Below are 23161 nucleotides of genomic sequence, written 5' to 3'. Positions count from 1 at the left end.
GTCACTTGTTCCTTTTATAAAATGGAGTAGCTGTCACTTGTGCTTTTACAAGCTTCCCTCTTATTTCCACTTCCACTTCCTTACCGACTTCTGCATAATTGCTGGAAATCAGCGCAAGACCGATGTTTTTCTTTAATGTCGGTGATTGTGTTCCTGTTGTTACTTCACCGATAGCAGCACCGTTTTCATAGACTTTGTAGCCATGTCGTGGAATCCCTCTATCTATCATTTCAATCCCAACAAGCTTTCTTTGCAATCCAGATTCTTTCTGTTCTTTCAAGGCAGCTTTGCCGATAAAGTCAGCTTCTTTATTCAGCTTTACGGCAAATCCAATCCCTGCTTCCAATGGAGAAATATCCTTGCTAAGCTCCTGGCCGTATAAAGCTAAAGTCGCTTCAAAGCGAAGCGTATCTCTTGAACCTAGACCGCATGGAATAACACCGGAATCCTTCCCAGCATCTAAAATCTCTCTCCACAGATGGGCAGCATCCTCTTTGTTGCAGTATAGTTCAAAACCATCCTCGCCTGTATAGCCTGTTCTTGACAACAGTACCTCCTTGCCGCTGACAGTTGTATGCTGAAATTGAAAATAACCGAGTTCAGCTATATTAGCGCTGCTGATTTTCTTAAGCGTCTCTTCTGCCAACGGGCCTTGCAGAGCCAATTGAGCATAATCGCTTGATAGATTTGACAGCTCTACTTCTCCCTCTACATGGCTTGCAAGCCATGCGAAGTCCTTATCGATATTGGATGCATTAACCACGAGCAAATAGTGGTTTTCGCCAAGCTTGTATGTGAGAAGATCATCGACTGTTCCGCCGTTTTCATAGCACATCGCTGAATATTGCGCTTTGCCGATTTGGATTTTAGAGACATCGTTTGTCAGCATTTTTTGCAGATAATCTAAGCTGTTTTTACCTTTTACCTCAATCTCTCCCATATGAGAAACATCGAATAATCCAGCTTTTGTGCGAACTGCTTCATGCTCTTCTTTAATACTGGAAAACTGAACAGGCAAATCCCATCCGCCGAAATCAATCGTTTTGCCTCCATACTCCTTGTACAGTTCATACAAAGGGGTCTGTTTTAATTCATTCATCCTCTCATCCCCATTCCACTATTTATCTTCCTATTGCATGATAAGATCCACTGCTTAACCGGATTTTACGTTTATCCTATCTTAGGGGGGACTGTAAAAGCACGCAAAAAAGGACAGAACCTCCCCTAATATCCTTTGGATAAAGAAAGGTCTCTGTCCTTGCACCTGAAAGTTTACCGAAATGAATCGGGTGTCCCCTTTGGTGGCTGTCAAAAAGTAGATTTACTTTTTAGCTGATTCCAATATTTCTGAAATCTCAGCACTCTCCAGAGCTGCGTCAAAATAGAGTTCTTTTGCCTGAGAGATTCACAAGGATTTGCTTGCTCCTTCGGCGCTACATAATGTAGTCTCTCCCCTATTTATCATCCGCTATGTATATATAAAATTTAAATAATAAAACTTCTAAGGTTATATTGGTTTTTTTAGCAATGCTCTCCTGTTCAAATGGATAGATTGCCTCAATATGGCCATACTAATAGATAACTATGAAAAATTCTTAAAAATCGTTCTTTTTAGTAAAGACGATTATTTTTATACAATAACGCTAAATTCGTTCATGTTTTACCGACAAAATATCCAAAAATACGACAAAACAGAAAACTTTTTACACCACTATCCTAACATTTACAATCATATCAAGGCAATAACTTTTTTATGATTTTTGAATATTTTTTGATAATTCAAGATGTTCTATATCGTTCATACGTACCAGTAAATAACAGAAAGGATGGCAGCATATGACAATTAACATCAACTTCGACCAAACCTGGAAGGAAGAATTGCTGAAAAAAATGAATGATGATGGTCCATGGTCTAATTGGGAGCTGTTCCAATTAGCTTTGGAAGTAGAACAGCATACAATCATTCCTGAATTTGAAGGCTTGCAGGCACCAAAGCATTTGTCTGATTTGACACCGTTGCCCCATCAGTTGGAGGTTGCCAAAAAAGTAATCGAGGATATGAACGGGAAAGCAATCCTGGCTGATGAGGTCGGGTTAGGAAAAACCATTGAGGCTGGGCTTATTCTAAAGGAATATATGATTCGAGGGTTAGTAAAAAAAGTGCTGATACTTGTTCCTGCCTCCCTTGTCACACAATGGTCAATGGAGTTAAACAGCAAATTTTTCATTCCGGCTGTGTCGCAAAGGAAAAGCTATGTTTGGGAACAGTGTGATATTGTCGTTTCTTCTATTGATACAGCTAAAAGAGAACCACATAGAAGTATCATCAACAATTTGGACTATGACCTTGTCATCATTGATGAGGCTCATAAATTAAAAAACAATAAAACAAAAAACTATGAATTTGTCCAAAATCTTAAAAAGAAATTCTGTTTATTACTGACAGCAACCCCTATTCAAAACAGGGTGAGTGAAATTTTCAATCTTGTTTCCTTATTGAAGCCTGGACATTTAGGCAGTGAAACCGCCTTTTACGAAAAATATAAAAAGGATTCACGCTCTGTTAATGATGATGAGCATTTAAAAGAACTTGTTAATAAGGTAATGATTCGAAATCGCAGGAGCGATACGGGAATTGAGTGGACAAAACGGGTTGTTGAAGCCGTTACGATTGATTTTACAGAGGAAGAAAGAGAACTTTATAACACTATCGAATCTCTCAAAGGCTATGAGGCTGACGATGAGAAAGCGGGCACAAGAAGTCCATTCTCGATGATAACATTACAGAGAGAAGCCTGCAGCAGCAGAGAAGCTGTGTATTATACATTGCAGAACATGATGAAAAAAACCGAAAATCCCACTCAGGAGTTTCAAGATAAAATCCAGCTGCTCGGCAGCAAAATCATGGCAATCACGAAAAACTCCAAGGCAGAAAAAGCGCTCGAGCTCATAAAAAATGTCGATGATAAGGTGATTATCTTTACAGAATACAGAGCAACTCAGTTATATCTTCAATGGTACTTAAAGCAGCATGGCATCACTTCCGTTCCTTTTAGAGGCGGATTTAAAAGAGGGAAAAAGGACTGGATGCGTGACTTGTTCCAAAACCATGCTCAAGTGTTGATTGCCACTGAAGCAGGCGGAGAAGGCATTAACTTGCAATTTTGCAACCATATCATCAATTTTGATCTTCCTTGGAATCCAATGAGACTTGAACAGCGGATTGGCCGGATTCATAGACTCGGTCAGAAAAAGGATGTGATGATTTACAACTTTGCTATAAGAGATACTGTTGAAGACCATATTCTTAAATTATTGTATGAAAAAATTCATCTTTTTGAAAAAGTTATCGGCGATTTGGACGATATTCTCACAAAACTGGACTTTGGCAATATGGAAGAATATATGGATGATATATTCACCAATTCAAATTCAGAGGGAGAGATGCGCATTAAGATGGATAACCTCACAAGTATGATAGAATTTGCGCAAAATCTAAAGGATGGTGACAACTATGAAGCAGCAAGAAATTCATCAATTTCTTAAACAGTTTTTTCAGGCAAATGATTGTGAGCTGATAGAAGAAAATGAGGGCTATATGATTGTACAATTGACAATTGATTTAGATAAAGAGCTGATGAACCGCCCCTTTTATTGGCACTATGTAGAAAAAACTGGCGGTGTCCCTAACCCCGCCAGACTTACATTAATAACAGATCCAAATAGAGCACCACAGGATTTAAAAGGAGAGCTGATTCATTTTGGATCTCCAAGATTGCATCAATTGTTTTCCTGCGCCAAAAGACTATCTGGATATATTCGTTTATATGAGAATATTCCAGGACAAAAAAATATGCACACACCACTGCGTCCTTGGCTGTCTATGAACGTGAAAATTTCTTACCAATGCGACCGCAAAAGGGATGTGTTTCGCTCTATTGGACTGCAGCTTATTAACGGTCAGCTAGTCGATAACTTTCATCAAACGGTGAATAAGCTTAATCTTTCTGCCAAAATACCAGACTATGCCTTCACACTTTCACCGTTAATAATGCCTAAAAGCGGGATGATAAGGATTGAGAACACAATTAAACAAACTATCCTCCAAGAGGATCATCAATGGGCGGAAGAAGCGAAAGGAAGATGGTCGAAGGACTTAAAGCTGCTGGAGCATTTTTATGAAGACGCAGAAGAAGACCGGATGGAAAGCTTGGAGATTGAACGGCTGGCATTAAAAGAACAATATGAACCAAAAATCAATGTTTCTATCATAAATGGCGGACTGTTTTATTTAGCTTCTGATGCCGTATAAATAAAAAGGATGAATCCCAAACATCTTAGGATTCATCCTTTTGCCTATTAATATTTTTTCCTGAAAAAATAAACGAACACATACGGAAGTATTCCAAACCATCTCAGCATAAACGGCTCTTTTTCCCCACGCTTTGCCGCCTTTATTTTTTGACGTTCCTCTTTCGGTTGGTCCATGTACTGTACAAATGTCTGCGTTAAATATTTTACATAATCATTTGTTTTCATAACTCACCTTAATCTTTTTACCGATTAGTTTAACCAACCTATCTTTACTCTATACCTTTTTATTTAACCTCTACCCACTTTGTCATGCGGTTTTCTCCCCTGTCAAAATAGCTGTAGGCTTTCATTGGTTCCATTTTGTCTGCAAACAAACGGTATTCCACCTTTAATACATCGTCCGATACTTGCTCAACTGTATAAGCAACCTCTCCTGTTCGATAATGAAACTCTCCCGTTAACATATGTCGATCTGCCCTTAGCTCTTCCTCCAATTGCTTTACTGTACTCATAAAATAATATTCTTGAATAAGAAGCAGCTTCGAGTCGTTGTAAATTCTTTTCTCATTGATATAGATACCTGTTATGACTAGAAAAAAACAGATCACTAGCAGATAAACAGATAAGGTAACAGGATATATAAAGCCATTTTCTGTCTTAATCATAATGGGCTTTCCTCTGCAAGCCGTAGAAAAGAGTAGACAGCAGCCTCCCGTTTAATCTGAAGGCTGTCTGTCACAGCTATCATGACACCATTTTGGATTGCTTCAAATTTAACTGCCTTTACTTCCTGCAGGCATACTTCATGACCTGTTCCATTAACTCTTCTTCTGATTTTATTTCCATATAACTCATAGTGGATATTCTCTTCCTCAACAGTTAGATGGAGCTTTTGCTCTGTTACGCGGACAGATTCAGCTAATCGCACCTCTTTTTTTAACTGATGCAAAAACACATCCCATTCAAGACTGCGAAGACTGCTGGAAATGATTGCTCCATCTGTTGTTAATTTGATAGCGAGGGGAAAAAAAGCACAAAATACTAAAAACAAAGACAAGGCAACAAGCATTTCTGTTAGCAGAAATCCGTTCTCCCCTTTAACTATCTTCACAGATTGCCTGTGTTTTCTTAAATACATCCACATATTCAATACACGCCTCCTTTCCGTCTTTCCAGCTGATCTTATAAACGATATTTTCCTTCTCGATTGTCTGCGTTAAGGGGCGGACAGACTCCTCAGCCCTCCATTTCAACAAGCATTCATATAATAGCTGGTGTGCTGTTAAATCCTGTTCGATTGCTTTCATTTGCTGAAGCAAATGAATGTATGCAGGTATAAAAAAGCAGGCAATTATTAGCCATGTACCAATAGCCAGAAAAAACTCAGGAAGGAGAAATCCCCTATTGTTTTTTAACATAAAACCTCCCTCTCCCAATTTGAATGGTAAAAAGGTATTTCTTGCTGCCAATACTAATCCGATAGGACGCAAATTTAGAAACATTGCCGCTTGGTGTTATCGTAAAATAAATGGGAACAGCATCCTCGTTTATCTTAATGCTGTCATGATAAATCCTGTCTACAATTCTCCCTGTCTTCAAATCTCCGCGAATATAGTATCTTTTATCGGCCGGGTTAATTTGGACGTAAACAGTTTTCTGGTGAGCTAACGCATAGTTTTGTGCGTAGAACAGGTCTGTTTGCAATTGAGTAAAGAAGGTTCTTTCCTGAAGCAATTCAGATTGAGGCTTTAATAAAATAGGAGTAACTGCGAGGAGGACAAGTACTATAGATAGAACAGCAAGCATTTCCAGCAAAGTAAAACCGCTTTGAGAATTTATTTTCATCTCTGCACTTCTACTTCACCATTCTCAATGGACAGCTCTTTTCCATTCGGACAAGTCGTCTGCCCTTCCTTTAAATAACCCTCATCCACCAAGGCATTCATGCTTTGCGGATAACTGTTTTTATCCATATAATAGGCCTGCACCTCTGCTTCAACCATTTTCACAAAGGCCTCACAGCCAGTCGAATTGATTTTTGAGTTATGCTTCGTAATATTAGGCAGTGTGATAATCAATAATATCGAGATGATTAAAAGGACTATCATCATTTCTATTAGCGTAAATCCGCTTTCGTTTTTCATCTTTTCTCCTTTCATAATCCATTTAATAATTCGAACATTGGCAGCAGCACAGCAAGATAGATGGAAATAACTAGGATTCCAATAAAACCATAAATGATTGGCTGAATTTTCTTTAAAAGTCCAGCAACCCTGTCTTGAAGGTTTTCCATACAGAAACGGCTGAGAAAGAGAAGCTCCCGGTCAAGCTTGCCGTTCTCTTGTCCATGCTGTAATATTCGGCAAAACTCCTTCTCCATAAAGGTTAGCACAACAAATGCATGCTCCATTCTTTCCCCTTTCTTCAGTTGTTCGATGACCTTCTTTCCAGCCAAAGAAAAATAGGCATGCTGATTATTATTTTGAAAAAATGTTAATGCTTCGTAAATAGAAAAACCGCCCGCTAACAGGTGACTAAGCTGCAGAGAAAACACATGGGTGTAATAAAGGGAAAAACATTTGCCCGCAATTGGAATGGCTGTAAACAGGCGCAGTTTTTCGAGTGCATCTTTCTTCCGAAAGAACTTGAAATAATAAAACACTAAAGTCAATGCAAAACAAACAGCTGACAACATCAGAATAGGCATTGCTTTTCCTGCACCGATAATGAATACCATAAACAGATTTGTTTCCAGTTTCATTGTTAAAAAGAGAGAAGAAAATTGGGGAAGCAGCACTTGGTGGACAAAATAGAATAAAACTAGGGTAAAAACAATGAGGAAAAGAGGATAATAGAGGATTTTCTGCAATTGCTGAATTGTTCGCAGCCGGTTTTCCATAATAGTGCTCGCATCCATAAACGCACCTGCAAAGCCGCCATGCTTTTCTGCAAAATATACATAACTGATCGTCTGCTGATTAAATTTAAGTCTTGCCAGGTTATCGCAAAAGGAGTTTCCCCCTTTTAAAGATCCGAGCACAGACATAATATCCTCTTTTTTGTTGGCAGGCAAATAGTAAACACTTGAGCGAACCCCTTCGGAAAGGGAATATCCTTGTGTCAGCAGCTCTCCGATAACTTTCAAAAACATCGATTGCTCCTGTAAGCTCCAGCTGTCTTTATTAATCTTCATAAATCCAGCGACCATACTCTGTCTCCTTTACAAACCCCAGGGCAACTCCTTTATTAATAGCCTCTCTTAAATCAGGACGAGGATTAAGCTTTTCAGCAAAGGTTTCAGCGAGAATGGACTGAATGGTCCTCCCTGTCATTATTTCAAAAACACTGGCTCTGTTTATGCGGTTTTGAAGCTGAAAGCAAAAGGGCAGACAAACAGGACCGCAAAAAGGACAAACAAGCTCGACAAGCCTTTGCGCTGTAACAGCAATTAAAGTTTGCTGCACCTCACACTTGCTGATGCCGAATTCCATGAGTCGATAGATTGCCCCTTTCGCATCTCTTGTGTGCATCGTCGCAAGCACTAGATGCCCTGTTAACGAGGCTCTGACAGCAATTCGAGCTGTTTCTGCATCCCTTATTTCGCCAACCATAATTACATCTGGATCATGGCGCAATATTGCCTTTAGCCCCGCTGAATACGTAATGCCTGCTTTTTCATTAACCTGCACTTGAAGCACGTTATCCTGCGGCTTTTCAACTGGGTCCTCGAGACTAATGATTTTTCGTTTGTACAGATAGGAGCTGCTGCTGAGAAGAGAATAAAGGGTTGTTGTTTTGCCTGACCCAGTCGGCCCTGTGAAAATAACAAGCCCATGGGCATGTTTAAGCAGTGACAGAAGCTTTTTAGTGGTGTTTGGGAAAAGAGATATACGGGTGAGCGGTATACTATTCTTGTCTGGCAGCAGACGGATGACGAGGCTTTCGTGGGGACTTGCAGGCAAGGTGGACAGTCGGAGGCTGATGTTTTCCCCGTTTGCACTTGTACGGATAGCACCGTTTTGCGGGCGCCGCCTTTCGCCAATATCCATAGAGGCGGTAAACTTAAAATGGGAAATAAGTCTGTCGCATTGATTCACAGGGAGTGTCATTCTGGGGTATAAAGAGTGGGAAATACGAAATTGCAAATGCGATTCTTTTCCTTTCGGAACAATGTGAATATCTGTGGCATTCGCTTCTACAGCTTCCCGAATAATACGGTTCGCTAAAGCTTCAATAGAAATCAAAAGTCTGCACATCCTTTCTTTTTGGTTCATTCTATATTTCGACAGACTTTTTTTATTCCCTCTATTATTCGTCAATTCTTCTAGCTTTTTTTCAAGCAATATATGCATTACCTTTCTGCTAGCTGACCATTCTAAGAAAAGGGGGTGGTACTTGTGGAAAGAAGAGATCCAGTTGAATTTTCAGGAAGAGTTCTTGATAAGCGGAATACACTTACTGGGCCGGATGCAGGAAAAGCAACAAATCCAAAGCGGCCTGATCATGTAAAAATTAAAAAAGAGGATAAATAATAAGGCAGACCTTTGAAAGTTGAACAGCAGTCTTGCTTGGGCTGCTGTCCATTTTGAAGGGAGATAAGCCTATTTAAAAAACAATTATCCTGTAAGGGCATACGATACATTATGTTTAAAGTTGGAGGTGCTCACAAATGGGAGAAGCAGGTTTTGAATTTGGCGGCGGTTTTGCATTGCTTGTTGTGTTGTTTATCCTTTTGATCATTATCGGTTCTGCATATGTTTATTAATTAAAAAGTGTATATTTTGAGTTATAGTATCCATAATAATATTATAAGATTATATTTTTGGGCTATAGCCAAGCGGTAAGGCAACGGACTTTGACTCCGTCACTCGTTGGTTCGAATCCAGCTAGCCCAGTTTTAGCGTGAAAAGCATCCCCTTTTCACGCTTTTTTTCTGTATTCATCATGTTTTAGCTAAGTTAACAATATGAAAATCGTGATTATGCTGTAAAAATGTATATTTTGTGAATTTTCCTGTCGAAAAGATGTGAACATTTTCTAAACAAATAGTTCTTACCGTGGTTATGGTGGATTGCTATATTATAATGAACAAAAATACTGAAAAAACGGAGGTAAGAACTTATGGAACAGACACTAAAAATCACTAATGTATTATCCGACCCAACTCGGTTTTATATTTATCAATATATAACAAACCGCCACCGCGATGTAACTGTTCAGGAGATTGCTGATCAATTCTCCATCCACCCAAATGTCGCAAGACTTCATCTTTCCAAACTTGAAGATGTTCGTATGCTTCATTCTGAGACGAAAAAAACCGGCAGAGGCGGCCGGCCAAGTAAATTATACCGTCTCTCATCTGAAGTTATTCAATTGAGTTTTCCTTTCCGCAACTATCAGCTGCTGAGCAGCATCCTTTTAAAATCTTTAGAAAAGCTCGGAGCAGATGGAAGCAAAGCATTGTATGAAACTGGATTCGCCTTTGGTAAAGAGATGATGGAGCAGGAAATTGCCCGCAGTCCCCTAAATTCAGGAGCTCTTTCTAAGCAAGATAAGCTGCACCTTTTAAAGCAAGCTGCCCTCATATCCGGGTTAAAACCAGAATTGGAATGGGATGACGACGAACAAAGCATATATTTTGAAATCTTCAACTGTCCCTTTAAGGAAGCGGCAAACGAGCATAAGGATAAGGTGTGTATGATGCACCAGCAGTTTTTTATTGGCATGTTTGAAGCTGTTTTCCCTGATGTATTGCTGTCAGAGCGGCGAAATATGATTACAGGCTGCCAACAATGCGCCTATAAGGCGTATGTATGTGAACCAGCTCACATAACTAAGTAAAAATAAGCTGAAAGATACCCTTTCCGCTTATTTATTAAAATCCATTAATATAAGGATTATGATCCATTTCGTGGGCAATGGTTGTACTTCTGCCATGCCCAGACAAAATAACGGTTTCCTCTGGCAGTGTAAGAAGTTTATCGTGAATGCTTGCAAGCAAGGTGCGATGATTACCTCCTGCCAAATCTGTTCTGCCAATGCTTTCATAAAATAAAGCATCTCCTGAAAATGCTACTCCGCTTTCCGGGAAATAAAAAGTAACACTGCCAGGGGAATGGCCCGGTGTCTCCAGTACGGCAAAAGTAAAACCGCCAATAGTCATCGCTGGATTTTCGTCAAGAAAATGATCTGCAGGCTGTGCGACCACAGGTGTTGGCAGTCTGAATGCAGAACTACCGTTTAGCTTTGGATCACTCAGCCACTTATCTTCTTTGCTATGTATAAAGACAGGGATGTTATATTCATTGCGAACTGTTTCCACAGCACCGATATGATCGAAATGAGCATGTGTCAGCAAAATCGCAATTGGCTGAAGCCCCATTTCCCTGATTGTGCTCGTAATTTTGCCCCCATTCTCGCCTGGGTCTACTATCAAGCATTCCTTTTTATCATTCCAGATTAAATAACAATTTGTCTGAATTGGCCCCAATGGCATCTGTTTATATTGAATCATCATGTCACCACTTTTCTTTTAATGATTAGTCTTTAAGATGGCTAAGCACTCTGTCGACTTTCTCTTCCATCTTCCTTTTTACATCCCGTCTGTCATCTATCCGTATATTTGTAGCAACACGAACTAGCCCTTTAGAGAAAGGCACCTCATGCATTGCTTGGATTACCTCAAACAAAACAGGTAATTCTCCTTCAATTATCGTATTCATCGGCGTCAGCTGAAATCTGATTGCCCCTTTTTCTTCGTATGTCTTTAATACTTTCTGGATATCTGCCACATAGGCACTGACACTTGGTGTCTCCGTCCCAATTGGGATAACTGTTACATCTACTATTGCCACTGTAAGTCCTCCTTAAAGCTTTCCATATTCTTTTATGATGTCATAATTTATTGGGAATCTCAAGCATCTGCTTCATTTAGTTAAGACAGGGGAATAACTTCCCCTGTCTCAAGATTAATCAGTTTCTCCAGATAAAAACCATACAATGCCCACTTGCCGTCAGGTGATATACTGATTGGTTCGTTCTCCAATCCTTCCTTTATCACTTTAGGCTTTTCTCCACTTCCCGTGTCTATGGAGACAAATGAGTAACCTTCTGTATAATTTGTCGCATCACCGGAACTCTCTGGATAAAATGTAAACAGCTGATCGTCTGCTGCATCATTATATGGGATAAGCCAATCCGAGTAGTTGGACAAGCGGGGCAGAGAAATAGCAGCTTTGGCATTAAGCTTGTCATAGAATGTATATTGAGCCATCTGCATATCTTGCGAGTCATCGGAAATTGTAAAAATCTCTTGGCCATTACTGCCTATAGAGTAGGCGTTATTTTCGCTAATTACTGTTTGTTCACCAGTTTTTATATTTTTAGTTGTTACAGGAGACGACAAAGAAGTCTCTTCCTTCCAGCCTAAATAGGCGACTGTTTCCTTATCTGCCCAAACGATAAACGGATTGTCAAGCTCGACTTCCTGGAGCTTCTCATTCTTTATAGATAAGAGATAGGAGGTGCTGGCCCATTCCTTTGTAAAAGAGGAAACAAGCACTTGATCTTCGTCATATGGATTCCAGACAAACTCAGCATCATAGCTTTGCAGCTGTTTAGAAAATAGCTGTTTTCCCTCTTTATTCATTAACACTATGTTGCCTTGAAAGTCCTCTTCATTTGTAAATACGAGCAATTTGGATAAGTCAGGGCTTATTTTCACTGCTGTTATAGCAGAATCACTCGTATATAAAAGTTTATGCTGTCCTGAATAAATATCAAATGTATAAACATAATAGCTGTTACCCTTGCTTGTGATATAGCATATTGTATGGGTATCAAGCCATCCAGACACTTCCACAAATTCCCCATTATCCACTTCCATCGGCAATGCCAATGCTTGGATTTTCTCTTTTTTTTGATTATCTTTCTCTTCCTCTTTACTCGTTGTTTCCTTCTGTTTATGGGAGCATCCAAATAAAACAAGTGTGAAAATGAGCAAGAGAAGAAAAAACCCATGCGCATTTCTCTTTGAAAGGTCTGTCATCCTTTTCACACCCTTTTATTATGTTTTTTGGTGTTTACTATATTGAATATTAACATAAAAAAGCCGAATTAAATCGGCTAAACCATTAATTTTCTTGAACATTATTTTTTACAAATATAACGATGCCACAAATATTCCTAAAACATCTTTGTAAATATCATCAAACTGTGATAATGGCAGAGGATTTATTCCTTTCCCCAACTCGAGAGTAAAACCTGGCTGTCTAAATTCCTGAATAAACCAATCTTTATAGCCAGCATGGCTGTCAACATTTTGAACCGCTTTATATCCGCTTAATCGGGAAAACTCGTTTGCAATTAGTGCTGATTCAGATGGTTCAAAATTTTCATACCCCCAATAAAATTCCTTGCCTTGAGTATGGAATGCTATCATTCTGTTGAATTTCTCCTGGTTTGCAAGCTGTGCCATTATTACTGCTTCTGGCTCTGTAAGTGGTGCATCTCCAGGATAATCACGAGGAGCAGGGGTTTTTGGCTCCTTCCTCTCTTTCTCAATCTCCCAAAATGCAGGAAATTGATTATTTAAATCAACACCATTTATATTCGCCTTCCAGCCTGTAAAATCTGTGCTGCCTTCATTAATAGCAATCACTTTCGACCGCATATGCTCTGGAGGTCCATTCAGCACTAAATCCACGCCATCAGGATTTACCATTGGCACAAGAGATAGGTCTACATTTCTATAAATAGGCAATGTGTCAATATTGTTTATCTTTCCGCCATTTGTAATGGCCAGCAGAAAATCATTTACATACGACATCAGGATTGCACTTGTAATCCATTCATTAGCATGAAAGCTTCCGTTCATATGTACTTTTTTGCTGCCGCGGCCGATTCGAATTTCTTGAATTTCATTGCCAAGAACACTTTTTCCCAATGTATTAATTTGAATAAAAGGATAATTTTCTTTTAGAATTTCCAGATCATTTTGCAATGACTGAGAATCATATTTTTTGCGTGCATTCACTAATCTTTCCATAATTCGTTTCGGAGCAATAATTTCATCGCCTGTTCGGAGCTCATTTATATTCGTGTTTTGATTCAGTAAAAGAAGACAGTCGACAGAGATATTTCTGCTTCCGGCTATTTTCCATAAAGCATCGCCCGTCTTCAGTTGAAGTGTTTCTGATTGAAAGCCTGGAATATGAATGCAATCGCCTTTTTTAAGAGCATCCTTAGCACTTTGCTGATTGCTGTCAGCAAGAAGCTGGAGCGGGATCATAAACAATCTGCTGTAGTACGATAGAGTGTCACCGTTTCTTGCTATAACCTCCATAAATATACACTCCTTTCATCACTCTATATTTATGATGAAAAGGAGAAAACGATTCATCTTCATGAAACATCCGCTTCCTAACAACACCCAATTTATACCAACTGTAACATAAAAAAGATCTGTTCATATGAACAGATCAAAATAATATTATTTATTTGCAAGCCATGCTGCGCCGATAACACCTGCAGTATTCCCCAATGTAGCTACATCGATAAGTGTTGACTGGGCAACAGCTTTGAAAGAATATTTCTGGAAGTACTCGTTAACAGGCTTTAATAAAATATCTCCTGCTTTTGACACTCCGCCGCCAAGCACAATTCTCTCCGGATTTAATGTGTTTGCAATATTAGCAAGGGCTAAACCTAGATGTGAAGCTACAAAGGAAACTACCTCATTTGCAAGTTCATCTCCGGCATTTGCTTGATCAAATACATCCTTTGCAGAGATTGTACCGTTATTTGTTAGGATTTGGTGCAGACTGCTATCAGGATTTTCATTCAATCGCTCTCTGGCAATCCGAACAATTCCTGTTGCAGACGAGATCGTTTCAAGACAGCCTGTTTTTCCACAGTTGCAAGGTGCACCATTTTCGATGATGGAAGTAATGTGGCCGATTTCACCAGCAGCTCCCTTGGCCCCTTGAACAATCTTTCCATCAACGATAATACCGCCGCCAACTCCAGTGCCTAATGTGACGCAAACAAGATTCTTATAACCTTCACCTGCACCCTTCCACATCTCACCAAGGGCTGCACAATTTGCGTCATTATCAAGGATGACAGGCAAGCCAAGATCTCTCTCTAAATTAGCCTTCAGCGGAAAATTATCCGGCCAGCTAAGATTCACTGTATTGTAGATGATACCTGTTTTATAATCAAACGGACCTGGTGCTCCCATACCCGCACCAAGCACATCTTCCTTGTTATGATTCCATTCAGCAAGCTTCTCATGAACAGATTTAGCAATATCACTAGTGATGTTCGCACCCTCATTTGAATTATCTGTAGGGATCTCCCAGTTATCAATCATATTGCCATCTGTTGTCAAGAAAGCAATTTTCACAGTCGTACCGCCAAGATCGATTCCAACCACCCATTTTTCCTGCATCTGCATTCTCCCCATTCTATTTCTGTTTCTCTTTTAATTGTTGTATTCCTTGATTTAGTAGTAGAACAGCCATATCAAAATCTTGTTTCTCTATGATTTCTGTATGACGGAGCTCTTCTAATTCTGCTTTCATCAGCTCCAAATCACCTAATCTGTCTCCTACGTATATTATGGTACCGAACCTTTTCAAAAATTGCTGCACATCGTATATCGTCTTCATTTCTATCCCTAAAAACCTCCCTAAACATCAGGGAATATCCTTCCTAATTAAATCGTTTTCATTTTTTAGTATAATTCAAATATCGCTTTTACTCAAGAACGAGATATTAATCATTTTCATTTATGTCTGCTAGGGAAATCTGCAAAAATAACGAATTTCTGCACCTGATTCTTCATATATTGGAACAAGAGTATAAGGTTGTCCTGAAAATGTTTATCTAACAGGAAAAGTGGTGCTGCTATTGAAAAAAGATTTTATCGTTTTAAGCATTTGCCTTGTTATCATTATAAGTTCCGTTTATTTTTTTCAGCAAAATCAAATTGCAAAAGAGAGCATTACATATTTTCCAATTGACCCGAGCGTATCCTTTCCGACAGCAGTTACGAATTTACAGCTTGGAAAGCAAAGATATGATGAATATAGTGTCGAATGGGAGACAAAAAGCATTGTAAATAAAAAGGCCTATTTAAGACAAAACATGGGGTTGTTATATGCAAACGGCCGACTTATAAACACGATGGGAGCGTGGAAGCAAAATACAATGGAGCTGACAGAGCATAAGACGGTCGTCGAACGAGATAGCCGCCTGTTCCAGGCAGTCGCCTTTCATTATGCCGAAATTCATGATGAAAATGACAATATCTTCAGCTCTCAAAAACTTTCCGCTAATCATTTGTATGTCATCAATTCAAAATTCGACCAAACCCCTCTCGGCTTTACAGCACCGCGGACAGAGGCAGAAAAACAATGGAAAAATACTTTAGATGACGAAACAGCAGATGTGATTGAGTATCAATTAAATGAGGCTGTAAAACATTATTCTATACCTTTGGCAGAATATCCAAACAGAATACTATTAACAGAGCTTGCAGACTATAATGACAAACCTATTCCAGGTTTTACACAAGAACAAACGGCAAAGATTATCGGTCAGCTTACAGAAGGTTTATATAAAAATTATTTCCTGGGAATTACAAAAGAGGATGGAACTGTGACAAAACCTGTTGGGAGTACTGTTCCAGTTATTCTGTTAGCAAAAGATCATCTGCTTGTAGTGTTTACAACGGGAGATAATCAGCCTGTCCTATTAAGACAGCAAATTTCCACATTATAGTCCTCAGCCCCCTGTGATGGGGGTTTTCTTGTTGAACTAAGCAAGTAAAAAAGACCTAAATAGGTCTTTTATTGATAAACAGTTGGTTTTGAGAAAACATTGCTCATCATTTTGTTGCGTAAGCCTGGGAGATTCATGACAATTTTGATTAAATATTGTCTAATCATCGGACTTTTTAACACCGTGTTAATAATTCGGTATCTTCTAGTTAACAAAAAATAACCGCCAATACCAATCAATAAAATGGATAAAATTTTCGGCATTTTCATCCCTCCTATTGATTAGTTTAGGAAAAGCCGCTCTTTTTTATCCAAACTTTTTTGCTTAAAGAACAAATAAAGCAGCAAGGCAGGCTGCAAGCACACCTGACAAAATATTGACAGCATCATTGTTAAGAAAAGAAAAACCCTTTATCTGTTTTGCTTCTCTAGCATGATGCACTCGTTTTTCTACTTTTGCTCCGCAAACTGTACATTGATATTCTGCTTGAACATAAGCCCCCAGTAAGGTGTCAATAATATTGCCGATAAATCCAAATAAAGAAATCAGCAGAAATTCATTTACACTTATAGGGAATAGCAAATAAGCGCAAAAACCAATCAACAAGGAACCAAAAAAACCTGCTATTGTACCGAGTAAACTCATTGCCCCAGATGTGCCAGCTTTTGCTCTGCTAAAGGTTCTAAGCGAGAATGGTTTGCTTTTGCTTAGAGGGCCAATTTCTGATGCCCAAGTGTCAGAATTGGCTGCGGCAAGCAGGACAGCGAAAAGAATAATCAGCTCATGACTTCCGCTCCAGCCGTAAAAAAGACTGACTAGTGCTGCTGCACCACCGTTTGCAAGTACTTGCATATAGTCTCTTGTAGAGCCTTTTTCATGCATTTCTTCCACTCTTGCTTTTTTGTCTTTTTTATATTTTGACAAAAGACTGGAGGTAAGAAAAAAAACACCTAGGAGGATAAATCCTTGATAGTGGAAACCTAATTGGATACCTAGACCGACAAAAAAGGCTGCAATACTGCCGCTTTTGTTAAGAAACCCTTCCTTCCATGCTAGGTATACAGCAATAAGGATAATGAGAATGCTAATTATTTGTCCCAATAGCAATTACTCCTTTATTTGTAATCAAATGCTGTACAGGAATATCATGAGCTTCTGCCGGGATAGAATCTTCCAATTGGCAATCCATCGCTAATGAAATCGTATTTCCATGATAATTTAGGAGATAGCGGTCATAGTAGCCTCCACCAAACCCAATTCGATAACCGTTTGCTGCATAAGCAACTCCTGGTACAAGCACCAGATCCATTTCATCGCCTTCTGTTAAAGCTGTTTCTGATTCAATTGGTTCATAAAGCCCGCTGTATACAGTTTCAAGCTGGTCAAAACGGTCTAACTGCCGAAATACCATTTCTTTCGTGCTCGGCAGACATTTTGGCACACTGACTTTTTTCCCTTCGGCCCAGGCTGTGCGGATTATTTGCAGTGTATCCACTTCTGGTGATTTGGAAATGGTTAAACCAATATGACGAGCATTTTGAAACAATGGATGCTTGTATAAATTTTGGGCAATTTCGTAGGATAGCTGCTCATATACAGGCTTAGATAAAGACTGCAATTCTTTGAGTATTCTTGTTCTTATCTCTTTTTTTGTCTCCGTCATCTTGATTTCACTCCTTGGTTATGCTTTTTTCATATGTAATGCTTTAGGATTTTTTTTATATACAAAAAAAACAGAAGGGATACCCCCCTCTGTCTTATTTTGTTTCGCGATGTGTTGTTGTGCGTTTTTCTCTTGAGCAATATTTTTTAAGCTCAAGACGGTCTGGGTTATTTCGTTTATTTTTTTTAGAAATGTAGTTACGATCTCCACATTCTGTGCAAGCTAACGTAATGTTGACACGCATGGTTATTTCCCTCCAAACTATTGCTATACTAGTTCGTGCATACGACTTTTATATGATAACATTTTTTTTCACGAAATGCTAGTACTGTTTTTCAATAGAATGTGATTTAAATCCATAAGCTCTTCTTTATCTTTCCCATATATAGTCCATGCTCTGCTCGTACTCGAGGTTTGAGCTGCTAGATTCATGTTAAGGGAACAGATGCTGACATATCCACCTTTACCCATTGGTAAGTATTTTAAGCTGCCTTTTTGCTGATTCTTCCAAATTAGATCTGTATGAACGTTCCATAGTGGCTGAACGGTTCTCTGTTCCAAGCTCTTCCCATTAAACTCGCCATTTACTAGTATTAGCTGGTCATCGACAGAATGGAAGACAACATTGTCTGTCGGTGAAACGAAGGCGAGGTGGTCCTGATTTGATTGGGAGTAATAACTTAGCAGCAGAACCTTCACATCTATAGCCTCTTTCGAATGATTTCTTACAAATATCTCATTATATTGGACTTTAGAATGTTTTTGAACGCTCTTTACATGAACAGAGACTGCGTATTCTGGCAGTAATTTCTCATAACCGTTCTGAAGCCAGCAGATTTTGCCGTTAATCCAAATGCCTGGAGTATTGACCAATTTTCCTCTTGTCATTTCTTTGCCGAAATTCTGATAATCAGACTGTAAAGAAATCTCCGTTTTCATCCTTCTTCACCTTTTTTTCCTATTTTTTTTATTCCATAGTAGCTGCCGTTTCTGCCATCCTCTTATTTAGGATTGCTTCTTCAAACACCCTTGAGGTTTCATCGCCGACTCTGTTCCAGCCAAACAGCTTTTCTACAATCGCCCTGCCATTTTTTCCAATCTCCAATGCCATAAGTGGGTCATCGATTAAGGATTGCAATTGTTCTAACATACTTTCAGTATTCCCTGGTTCCATAAGCATCCCTGTCTTACCATGCTCTACTATCCCTTTTAAGCCGCCCGTGTTGGATACGATTGTCGGTTTCTCAAAACACAGCGATTCTAAAGCAACAATGCCGAAAGGTTCATAATGGCTTGGAATGACAACAATGTCTGCTACTTGGAAGAAACCATTTTTTCTGTCTTCCGGTAAGTAGCCAATCAAGTGAACCTTGTCCGATAAACCATTTGCAGCAATATATTGTTTATATTCATTAAACATTGGACCAGCACCCGCAAGAACAAATTGAATATCCTTGATTTTAAGACGTGTAGCTGCTTCAAGCAATGTTTCAAATCCTTTTTCCTTCACCATTCTTCCTAGCGCAAAAACCGTCTTCTTATTTGGATCCAATCCCAATTCTTCTGCTGAATTTAAGGCTGGCTGATTATTTTCCAACTTAATTCCGTTTGGAATAACATTAAGTTTGTTTTCACTTACAGCAAATAACGAAGACACTTCTGTTTTCATGTACTCACTGCAGACAATTACTGAATCGGACGCATTGATTAGCTGCTGTTCCTTTTCATGAATAAATTTTTGCATTTCTGTATAGATGCCGCCGTTTCTTCCATGCTCTGTTGCGTGCATAGTTGTAACTAACGGAATGCCTAGTTCTGTCTTTATTGCTGTAGCTGCTGCTCCGATGAGCCAATCATGGCCTTGAATTAGCTCAAAATGATGGTTAGCTGCTAAGTCTAAGGCTTTTTCCCACATGCTTATATTTAAGCCGCCAATCCAAGTTATAAAGTTCTTTTCCCGCTGATGCAGCGGCTTCACTCGATACACATACAAGGAAGGACTTACCTGTTCATCAACTAATTCTTGATTCATGTCTTGTGACGTGATTACATGAACTTCATATTGTTTGGCTAATGTTTCTGCTAACCCAGCTACATGTGTTCCAAGTCCTCCAATAATATTGGGTGGGTATTCCCATGAAAGAATCAGAATTTTTTTCTTGCTTCCCCCTTGTGCAAAGGGGTTATTCATTTCCTTTTGGTAAGCAGGAACTGCACGGAAGATAGCGTGTTTACTTTCTCGTTCTTCTAACCATGCTTTTTCTATACTGTCTTTCAAAAAGACACTCAGCTTATCAGCTGCTTCCCAATGATTGTGCTGCAGGTTATCTGGATAATCCAGTTGATTAACAATAGCATGAAGCATGAGCCATTCCTTTTCCAGCTGTTTAACGACCCTGTCAGCACAGTCAGAAAGCTTCTGCTCCCGCCAGGCTGTAACCTCTTTTTCAAGGAAGGACAGTCTAGCATAGCTCTTTCCATCTTCGTGTATTCTATTTAACTTCTTCTGATTAAAAAAGGAGGAACTAATATGAACCTTCTCTAAATTCCCGCTAAATTGACGAATATATGCTTCTGGTGATAACGGCATAATCGAATCATTTTCCACGAAGTCCTTCGTTAATTCTTGTGAAAACTCATTAATCTCGGCTACACTCACAGCAATTGCTGTCATCGCAGGAATATCTTTTGTTTTCGGCAAACCTGTAAATAAACTTCCCGTCTCCTTGACGTCAGACCATTGTCTTAATGGTATCATGCATATATCATGAGGTGATTTCACTGGCAAACCTTCTGCTTTAGGAACAGGATCTGTGATGGCTAAAGTTTTGTCATACACAAAGCTATATCCAATCCCCGCCTTTTTAAGATGCAAATCAATGCCTGGTGAAAAGGCGCCATTTGGAAGCCAAAATCCATTTGGACGAATATTTAAATGGTCTTCTATAATGGAAATTCCTGTTTCAATTTGGAGTTTCACACCATTTACCGTTGACAGAGCTGTAAGAGAGGAATAGGACGCAGATGTGGCCAATATCTCTATTTTATGGTCATGTACCAATTTCTTAATGGTTGCTGTTATATTCCTGTCAATCTTGAGCCAGTAGGAGTATTCTTCTTCCCATTTCCATTTATTTTTTTCTAAAAATTCAGTTATTTCTTTTTGGTAATCTTCTGTTTCTGCCAATTCTAAATAAATCGGTGGCAATGCAAGGGAAACGCTGTATGGCACTGCCTTCTTTTCCATGTTCTTTAAAAAAGTAAGCAAAGCTATCGAAGCTATATGAAAAGACTGTCTGTCTTCTTTATTGCTGGAATAATAATTCATGACAGGAAGCTCTGCATGAACGATTAGCTGAAAATAGGATACGTTCATTGCTTCTTCACACTCTCCTTTACCGCTGTCTCATAATAACTGTATGTGCTAACATGCTCAATCCAATTAGGAAGTGGAGTTTTTCCTTCGCTCCATGCTATTACATCCTTTGCATTTTCACCTGCTTGGTCTGCACTTGTTCTTGGTGTATGAATAGGATTAGACTGCAGAATTGGCATGAGAGCTCCGCTACCATCCTGTATCCCGACTTCAAAACAGTAACTTCTATTTGGCTGTAATCCTTCCAAAACGAGTTGATTCTTGTCACGATCAAGCTGAATTTCATCGGTAGCATGTGCATTGCTGCCATCGAAATATATGCTCGTGATATCATAGACACGCAGCTTTAGCGATAAGTCATCATTAAGAAAGCCGCAGTAGGAAGAAATTAAGTTCCACTTTGATGCTGGTATGCTCCAGAAAATTAGTGCTCTGTTTTCTCCTGCAAGCCATGCTTCCATGCCATTACTCTTTTTTAATGTTTGAATGCTTGTCCATAAAAAAGGGGACATAACAGCACTGTTATCGGCATATTCTTTAGGAGAAGCGCCTTCTGTCTGCTCTGCCTTTTCCGCTTCTTTCAAATACTTCCCCCACTGATATTGCACCTTTCCAAGGCTCATATCCAGTTCTTTCGCAATTTTTCGGAAAGACAAGCCTTCCTTCCTTAAATTAACTATTTGTTCTAACAATGGAATCAGCACCTTTCATTTAATACTGTATTATGTTTTAGCTATTATCGTATTGGTTGATTTATCAGGATTCCTTTTGTGTCGATTTACTGATTCTTCCTTCTTCCTATATGTTATCACCGAATGATAGAAGCCACAATAAACGGAATTTGTCGTATCATGCTAATGTTTATCCCTATTACCTTGAAGCAGCATAAAAAATTTTGTCTGTTGAATAAAAAACAGCAATTCGACAATGACTATTAATAAAATTAGTTTGTATCCGACATTTTTTGCTGCCGCTTATAAACTTGTCTGCCGCACACTTGCTTGCTTGAAATTACTGTTGGGAAATGTTGAAAGGTAGTGGTAGAATGAAAAAGTCTTGTAAATTACAAATTTTTTAGCAGAGGTGTCTCATTTTGTTCATTTTAATGTTTAGTTTATTGGGGATATCTGTTCTTCTTTTTATTGTATCTTTATTTATGAAGGACCCCTATAAAAAGCTGCAAGAGGATATAGACCAGCTGTCCATCCAACAAGTACAAGAAATATATAAAATAAAAAAGAAGCTGAAGGTGCTTGAGGAAGAGCTGTTGATAGACGATATGGATATGAGTCCTGCCATCCCTGTTACAGACAAGCAGCCAAATATAGAAATGGGTGCAAATCCCATTCATGCTATTATTAAAAACCAGGTTTGGTCTCTTGCGTCACAAGGAGTTTCCATTGAAAAAATTGCTTCTCAATCTTCCTTATCAACTAGTCAAGTACAGCAAATTATCACAGAGGGTGTAAAGCGAGGATTTGCAAATGAATAAACGAAGCTTGCGTTCCTTTGCATTCGGTCTGTTCGCAGCCTCCAGCATCATTGGAGCATACACCGTATACACTGGCAGCCAAAAGGCTGATACAGACAAACAAATTACAACAGAGCAAGCAGAGAAAGTTCTCTCTGCAAAAGGCTTTACTACAGTTGCCAATGAAGACTATGAAGAGCTCGTTGCTGCTAAAGAACAGGCCGAGAAAGCGGCCCAGCAGGCAAAAGCTGATAAAAAAGCAGCTGAAACAGAGGAAGCAAAACAAGCAGAAACAGAGAAAGCTGATGAGCCAATCTCATATAAGCTCAAAATTAAAAGTGGTATGAGTCCTGGCGAAATTGCTGATACATTAACAAAAGAGAAAATTATTAAAGATAAAGATGAGTTTGAAGCTTTCTTAATTGACAATGACTATCATACAAAAGTGCAGGTTGGCACTTTCCGTGTATACAGCGATATGAGCTTTAGAGAAATTGCTGAAAAGATAACAAAATAAACGATAATGAGGGGCAGTCCAATTGGACTGCCCCTC

The 23161-nt window shown here is 39.0% G+C and carries 30 protein-coding genes, 1 tRNA gene and 1 riboswitch; of the genes, 9 read left to right on the top strand and 22 right to left on the bottom strand.

All coding sequences use genetic code 11. The annotated features are described in order from the left end of the window. Position 1: 1 nt before the first annotated feature. Complete coding sequence (gene gcvT, locus LXM54_RS00975) at positions 2–1099, bottom strand: glycine cleavage system aminomethyltransferase GcvT (RefSeq protein ID WP_233313182.1); 1098 nt, start codon at positions 1097–1099, stop codon at positions 2–4. A gap of 275 nt (positions 1100–1374) precedes the next feature. Then, positions 1375–1465, bottom strand: a riboswitch (glycine riboswitch). A gap of 371 nt (positions 1466–1836) precedes the next feature. Between gcvT and LXM54_RS00970 the strand changes: the two genes are divergently transcribed. Both LXM54_RS00970 and LXM54_RS00965 read left to right on the top strand, forming a co-directional pair. Further along, on the top strand, positions 1837–3546 hold the full coding sequence (locus tag LXM54_RS00970) for a DEAD/DEAH box helicase (protein ID WP_233313181.1): 1710 nt from the start codon (positions 1837–1839) through the stop codon (positions 3544–3546). Next, a complete protein-coding gene (locus tag LXM54_RS00965) occupies positions 3515–4312 on the top strand; it encodes a YqhG family protein (protein WP_233313180.1) in 798 nt (265 codons plus the stop codon). The genes LXM54_RS00970 and LXM54_RS00965 overlap by 32 nt, the downstream gene beginning before the upstream one ends. Before the next feature lie 47 nt (positions 4313–4359). Here the strand turns inward: LXM54_RS00965 and LXM54_RS00960 are convergent, their stop codons facing one another. Genes LXM54_RS00960 through comGA form a run of 8 tightly spaced genes read right to left on the bottom strand, consistent with a single transcriptional unit; the run spans position 4360 to position 8558 of the window. Then, the gene (locus LXM54_RS00960; protein ID WP_233313179.1) at positions 4360–4539 is read right to left on the bottom strand and encodes a YqzE family protein; all 180 of its coding nucleotides are present in this window, start codon (positions 4537–4539) and stop codon (positions 4360–4362) included. A gap of 59 nt (positions 4540–4598) precedes the next feature. Further along, positions 4599–4979, bottom strand: a complete 381-nt coding sequence (gene comGG, locus LXM54_RS00955) for a competence type IV pilus minor pilin ComGG (protein WP_233313178.1) — start codon at positions 4977–4979, stop codon at positions 4599–4601. Beyond that, positions 4976–5458, bottom strand: coding sequence for a competence type IV pilus minor pilin ComGF (gene comGF, locus LXM54_RS00950; RefSeq protein WP_233314707.1), 483 nt, complete (start codon positions 5456–5458; stop codon positions 4976–4978). Before comGF ends, comGG begins: the two co-directional genes overlap by 4 nt. Continuing rightward, positions 5412–5732, bottom strand: coding sequence for a hypothetical protein (locus LXM54_RS00945; protein WP_233313176.1), 321 nt, complete (start codon positions 5730–5732; stop codon positions 5412–5414). The genes comGF and LXM54_RS00945 overlap by 47 nt, the downstream gene beginning before the upstream one ends. Further along, on the bottom strand, positions 5716–6159 hold the full coding sequence (gene comGD, locus LXM54_RS00940) for a competence type IV pilus minor pilin ComGD (RefSeq protein WP_233313175.1): 444 nt from the start codon (positions 6157–6159) through the stop codon (positions 5716–5718). Before comGD ends, LXM54_RS00945 begins: the two co-directional genes overlap by 17 nt. Further along, entirely contained in the window at positions 6156–6458 is a 303-nt protein-coding gene (comGC, locus tag LXM54_RS00935; protein ID WP_233313173.1) for a competence type IV pilus major pilin ComGC, read from the bottom strand. Before comGC ends, comGD begins: the two co-directional genes overlap by 4 nt. An 11-nt stretch (positions 6459–6469) precedes the next feature. Further along, positions 6470–7522, bottom strand: a complete 1053-nt coding sequence (comGB, locus tag LXM54_RS00930; protein WP_233313171.1) for a competence type IV pilus assembly protein ComGB — start codon at positions 7520–7522, stop codon at positions 6470–6472. Next, a complete protein-coding gene (comGA, locus tag LXM54_RS00925; protein ID WP_233313169.1) occupies positions 7497–8558 on the bottom strand; it encodes a competence type IV pilus ATPase ComGA in 1062 nt (353 codons plus the stop codon). Before comGA ends, comGB begins: the two co-directional genes overlap by 26 nt. Before the next feature lie 153 nt (positions 8559–8711). On the opposite strand from comGA, the gene LXM54_RS27825 reads away from it, so the two are divergent. From LXM54_RS27825 to LXM54_RS00910, 4 genes are all read left to right on the top strand, one after another. Then, the gene (locus tag LXM54_RS27825; protein WP_267913252.1) at positions 8712–8846 is read left to right on the top strand and encodes a hypothetical protein; all 135 of its coding nucleotides are present in this window, start codon (positions 8712–8714) and stop codon (positions 8844–8846) included. Positions 8847–8983: 137 nt separating this feature from the next. Beyond that, complete coding sequence (locus LXM54_RS00920; protein ID WP_233313168.1) at positions 8984–9079, top strand: YjcZ family sporulation protein; 96 nt, start codon at positions 8984–8986, stop codon at positions 9077–9079. A gap of 58 nt (positions 9080–9137) precedes the next feature. Continuing rightward, positions 9138–9209, top strand: a tRNA-Gln gene (locus LXM54_RS00915). A gap of 226 nt (positions 9210–9435) precedes the next feature. Next, on the top strand, positions 9436–10155 hold the full coding sequence (locus tag LXM54_RS00910; RefSeq protein ID WP_233313166.1) for a helix-turn-helix transcriptional regulator: 720 nt from the start codon (positions 9436–9438) through the stop codon (positions 10153–10155). Between the two features lie 34 nt (positions 10156–10189). Here the strand turns inward: LXM54_RS00910 and LXM54_RS00905 are convergent, their stop codons facing one another. From LXM54_RS00905 to LXM54_RS00880, 6 genes are all read right to left on the bottom strand, one after another. Beyond that, positions 10190–10825, bottom strand: coding sequence for an MBL fold metallo-hydrolase (locus LXM54_RS00905; RefSeq protein ID WP_233314706.1), 636 nt, complete (start codon positions 10823–10825; stop codon positions 10190–10192). Between the two features lie 28 nt (positions 10826–10853). Beyond that, positions 10854–11168: an MTH1187 family thiamine-binding protein gene (locus tag LXM54_RS00900; protein ID WP_233313165.1), complete on the bottom strand. Its 315-nt coding sequence runs from the start codon at positions 11166–11168 to the stop codon at positions 10854–10856. An 80-nt stretch (positions 11169–11248) separates the two neighbouring features. Continuing rightward, positions 11249–12361, bottom strand: a complete 1113-nt coding sequence (locus LXM54_RS00895) for a TolB family protein (RefSeq protein ID WP_233313163.1) — start codon at positions 12359–12361, stop codon at positions 11249–11251. A gap of 108 nt (positions 12362–12469) precedes the next feature. Further along, complete coding sequence (locus LXM54_RS00890) at positions 12470–13657, bottom strand: M14 family metallopeptidase (protein ID WP_233313162.1); 1188 nt, start codon at positions 13655–13657, stop codon at positions 12470–12472. A gap of 147 nt (positions 13658–13804) precedes the next feature. Then, positions 13805–14764 (bottom strand): ROK family glucokinase, encoded by a 960-nt coding sequence (locus LXM54_RS00885; RefSeq protein ID WP_233313161.1) that lies wholly within the window; start codon positions 14762–14764, stop codon positions 13805–13807. A 16-nt stretch (positions 14765–14780) separates the two neighbouring features. After that, a complete protein-coding gene (locus tag LXM54_RS00880) occupies positions 14781–14984 on the bottom strand; it encodes a YqgQ family protein (RefSeq protein ID WP_233313160.1) in 204 nt (67 codons plus the stop codon). Between the two features lie 241 nt (positions 14985–15225). On the opposite strand from LXM54_RS00880, the gene LXM54_RS00875 reads away from it, so the two are divergent. Continuing rightward, positions 15226–16098, top strand: coding sequence for a hypothetical protein (locus tag LXM54_RS00875; RefSeq protein WP_233313159.1), 873 nt, complete (start codon positions 15226–15228; stop codon positions 16096–16098). Between the two features lie 68 nt (positions 16099–16166). Here LXM54_RS00875 and LXM54_RS00870 read toward each other — a convergent pair whose 3' ends face one another. From LXM54_RS00870 to LXM54_RS00840, 7 genes are all read right to left on the bottom strand, one after another. Continuing rightward, the gene (locus tag LXM54_RS00870) at positions 16167–16361 is read right to left on the bottom strand and encodes a hypothetical protein (protein WP_233313158.1); all 195 of its coding nucleotides are present in this window, start codon (positions 16359–16361) and stop codon (positions 16167–16169) included. A 61-nt stretch (positions 16362–16422) separates the two neighbouring features. Then, entirely contained in the window at positions 16423–17199 is a 777-nt protein-coding gene (locus LXM54_RS00865) for a DUF92 domain-containing protein (protein WP_233313157.1), read from the bottom strand. Further along, on the bottom strand, positions 17183–17761 hold the full coding sequence (locus LXM54_RS00860) for a 5-formyltetrahydrofolate cyclo-ligase (RefSeq protein ID WP_233313156.1): 579 nt from the start codon (positions 17759–17761) through the stop codon (positions 17183–17185). The genes LXM54_RS00865 and LXM54_RS00860 overlap by 17 nt, the downstream gene beginning before the upstream one ends. 94 nt (positions 17762–17855) lie before the next feature. Next, positions 17856–18005, bottom strand: a complete 150-nt coding sequence (gene rpmG / locus LXM54_RS00855) for a 50S ribosomal protein L33 (protein ID WP_101175018.1) — start codon at positions 18003–18005, stop codon at positions 17856–17858. Positions 18006–18073: 68 nt separating this feature from the next. Then, positions 18074–18700 (bottom strand): hypothetical protein, encoded by a 627-nt coding sequence (locus tag LXM54_RS00850; RefSeq protein WP_233313155.1) that lies wholly within the window; start codon positions 18698–18700, stop codon positions 18074–18076. Positions 18701–18728: 28 nt separating this feature from the next. Beyond that, a complete protein-coding gene (locus LXM54_RS00845) occupies positions 18729–21137 on the bottom strand; it encodes a glycosyltransferase (RefSeq protein ID WP_233313154.1) in 2409 nt (802 codons plus the stop codon). After that, the gene (locus LXM54_RS00840) at positions 21134–21829 is read right to left on the bottom strand and encodes a DUF4912 domain-containing protein (protein WP_233313153.1); all 696 of its coding nucleotides are present in this window, start codon (positions 21827–21829) and stop codon (positions 21134–21136) included. Before LXM54_RS00840 ends, LXM54_RS00845 begins: the two co-directional genes overlap by 4 nt. 401 nt (positions 21830–22230) lie before the next feature. Between LXM54_RS00840 and LXM54_RS00835 the strand changes: the two genes are divergently transcribed. Together LXM54_RS00835 and LXM54_RS00830 are read left to right on the top strand one after the other, a co-directional pair. Further along, positions 22231–22629 (top strand): hypothetical protein, encoded by a 399-nt coding sequence (locus tag LXM54_RS00835; RefSeq protein ID WP_233313152.1) that lies wholly within the window; start codon positions 22231–22233, stop codon positions 22627–22629. Then, the gene (locus LXM54_RS00830) at positions 22622–23125 is read left to right on the top strand and encodes a hypothetical protein (RefSeq protein ID WP_233313151.1); all 504 of its coding nucleotides are present in this window, start codon (positions 22622–22624) and stop codon (positions 23123–23125) included. Before LXM54_RS00835 ends, LXM54_RS00830 begins: the two co-directional genes overlap by 8 nt. Positions 23126–23161 lie beyond the last annotated feature (36 nt).

It is taken from the genome of Bacillus sp. Au-Bac7 (genome assembly GCF_021341655.1).
In the GTDB taxonomy this organism is placed as follows: Bacteria; Bacillota; Bacilli; order Bacillales; family Cytobacillaceae; genus Niallia.
Note: the sequence above shows the minus strand (reverse complement) of the source record. Positions and strands in the feature narration are given on the sequence as shown.

What these genes read in the sequence shown, in the direction of transcription:
- gcvT (WP_233313182.1), bottom strand. Translation starts at nt 1,099, where the DNA reads ATGAATGAATTAAAACAGACCCCTTTGTATGAACTGTACAAGGAGTAT.
- LXM54_RS00970 (WP_233313181.1), top strand. Translation starts at nt 1,837, where the DNA reads ATGACAATTAACATCAACTTCGACCAAACCTGGAAGGAAGAATTGCTG.
- LXM54_RS00965 (WP_233313180.1), top strand. Translation starts at nt 3,515, where the DNA reads ATGAAGCAGCAAGAAATTCATCAATTTCTTAAACAGTTTTTTCAGGCA.
- LXM54_RS00960 (WP_233313179.1), bottom strand. Translation starts at nt 4,539, where the DNA reads ATGAAAACAAATGATTATGTAAAATATTTAACGCAGACATTTGTACAG.
- comGG (WP_233313178.1), bottom strand. Translation starts at nt 4,979, where the DNA reads ATGATTAAGACAGAAAATGGCTTTATATATCCTGTTACCTTATCTGTT.
- comGF (WP_233314707.1), bottom strand. Translation starts at nt 5,458, where the DNA reads ATGTGGATGTATTTAAGAAAACACAGGCAATCTGTGAAGATAGTTAAA.
- LXM54_RS00945 (WP_233313176.1), bottom strand. Translation starts at nt 5,732, where the DNA reads ATGTTAAAAAACAATAGGGGATTTCTCCTTCCTGAGTTTTTTCTGGCT.
- comGD (WP_233313175.1), bottom strand. Translation starts at nt 6,159, where the DNA reads ATGAAAATAAATTCTCAAAGCGGTTTTACTTTGCTGGAAATGCTTGCT.
- comGC (WP_233313173.1), bottom strand. Translation starts at nt 6,458, where the DNA reads ATGAAAAACGAAAGCGGATTTACGCTAATAGAAATGATGATAGTCCTT.
- comGB (WP_233313171.1), bottom strand. Translation starts at nt 7,522, where the DNA reads ATGGTCGCTGGATTTATGAAGATTAATAAAGACAGCTGGAGCTTACAG.
- LXM54_RS00920 (WP_233313168.1), top strand. Translation starts at nt 8,984, where the DNA reads ATGGGAGAAGCAGGTTTTGAATTTGGCGGCGGTTTTGCATTGCTTGTT.
- LXM54_RS00910 (WP_233313166.1), top strand. Translation starts at nt 9,436, where the DNA reads ATGGAACAGACACTAAAAATCACTAATGTATTATCCGACCCAACTCGG.
- LXM54_RS00895 (WP_233313163.1), bottom strand. Translation starts at nt 12,361, where the DNA reads ATGACAGACCTTTCAAAGAGAAATGCGCATGGGTTTTTTCTTCTCTTG.
- LXM54_RS00890 (WP_233313162.1), bottom strand. Translation starts at nt 13,657, where the DNA reads ATGGAGGTTATAGCAAGAAACGGTGACACTCTATCGTACTACAGCAGA.
- LXM54_RS00885 (WP_233313161.1), bottom strand. Translation starts at nt 14,764, where the DNA reads ATGCAGGAAAAATGGGTGGTTGGAATCGATCTTGGCGGTACGACTGTG.
- LXM54_RS00880 (WP_233313160.1), bottom strand. Translation starts at nt 14,984, where the DNA reads ATGAAGACGATATACGATGTGCAGCAATTTTTGAAAAGGTTCGGTACC.
- LXM54_RS00870 (WP_233313158.1), bottom strand. Translation starts at nt 16,361, where the DNA reads ATGCCGAAAATTTTATCCATTTTATTGATTGGTATTGGCGGTTATTTT.
- LXM54_RS00860 (WP_233313156.1), bottom strand. Translation starts at nt 17,761, where the DNA reads ATGACGGAGACAAAAAAAGAGATAAGAACAAGAATACTCAAAGAATTG.
- rpmG (WP_101175018.1), bottom strand. Translation starts at nt 18,005, where the DNA reads ATGCGTGTCAACATTACGTTAGCTTGCACAGAATGTGGAGATCGTAAC.
- LXM54_RS00850 (WP_233313155.1), bottom strand. Translation starts at nt 18,700, where the DNA reads ATGAAAACGGAGATTTCTTTACAGTCTGATTATCAGAATTTCGGCAAA.
- LXM54_RS00845 (WP_233313154.1), bottom strand. Translation starts at nt 21,137, where the DNA reads ATGAACGTATCCTATTTTCAGCTAATCGTTCATGCAGAGCTTCCTGTC.
- LXM54_RS00830 (WP_233313151.1), top strand. Translation starts at nt 22,622, where the DNA reads ATGAATAAACGAAGCTTGCGTTCCTTTGCATTCGGTCTGTTCGCAGCC.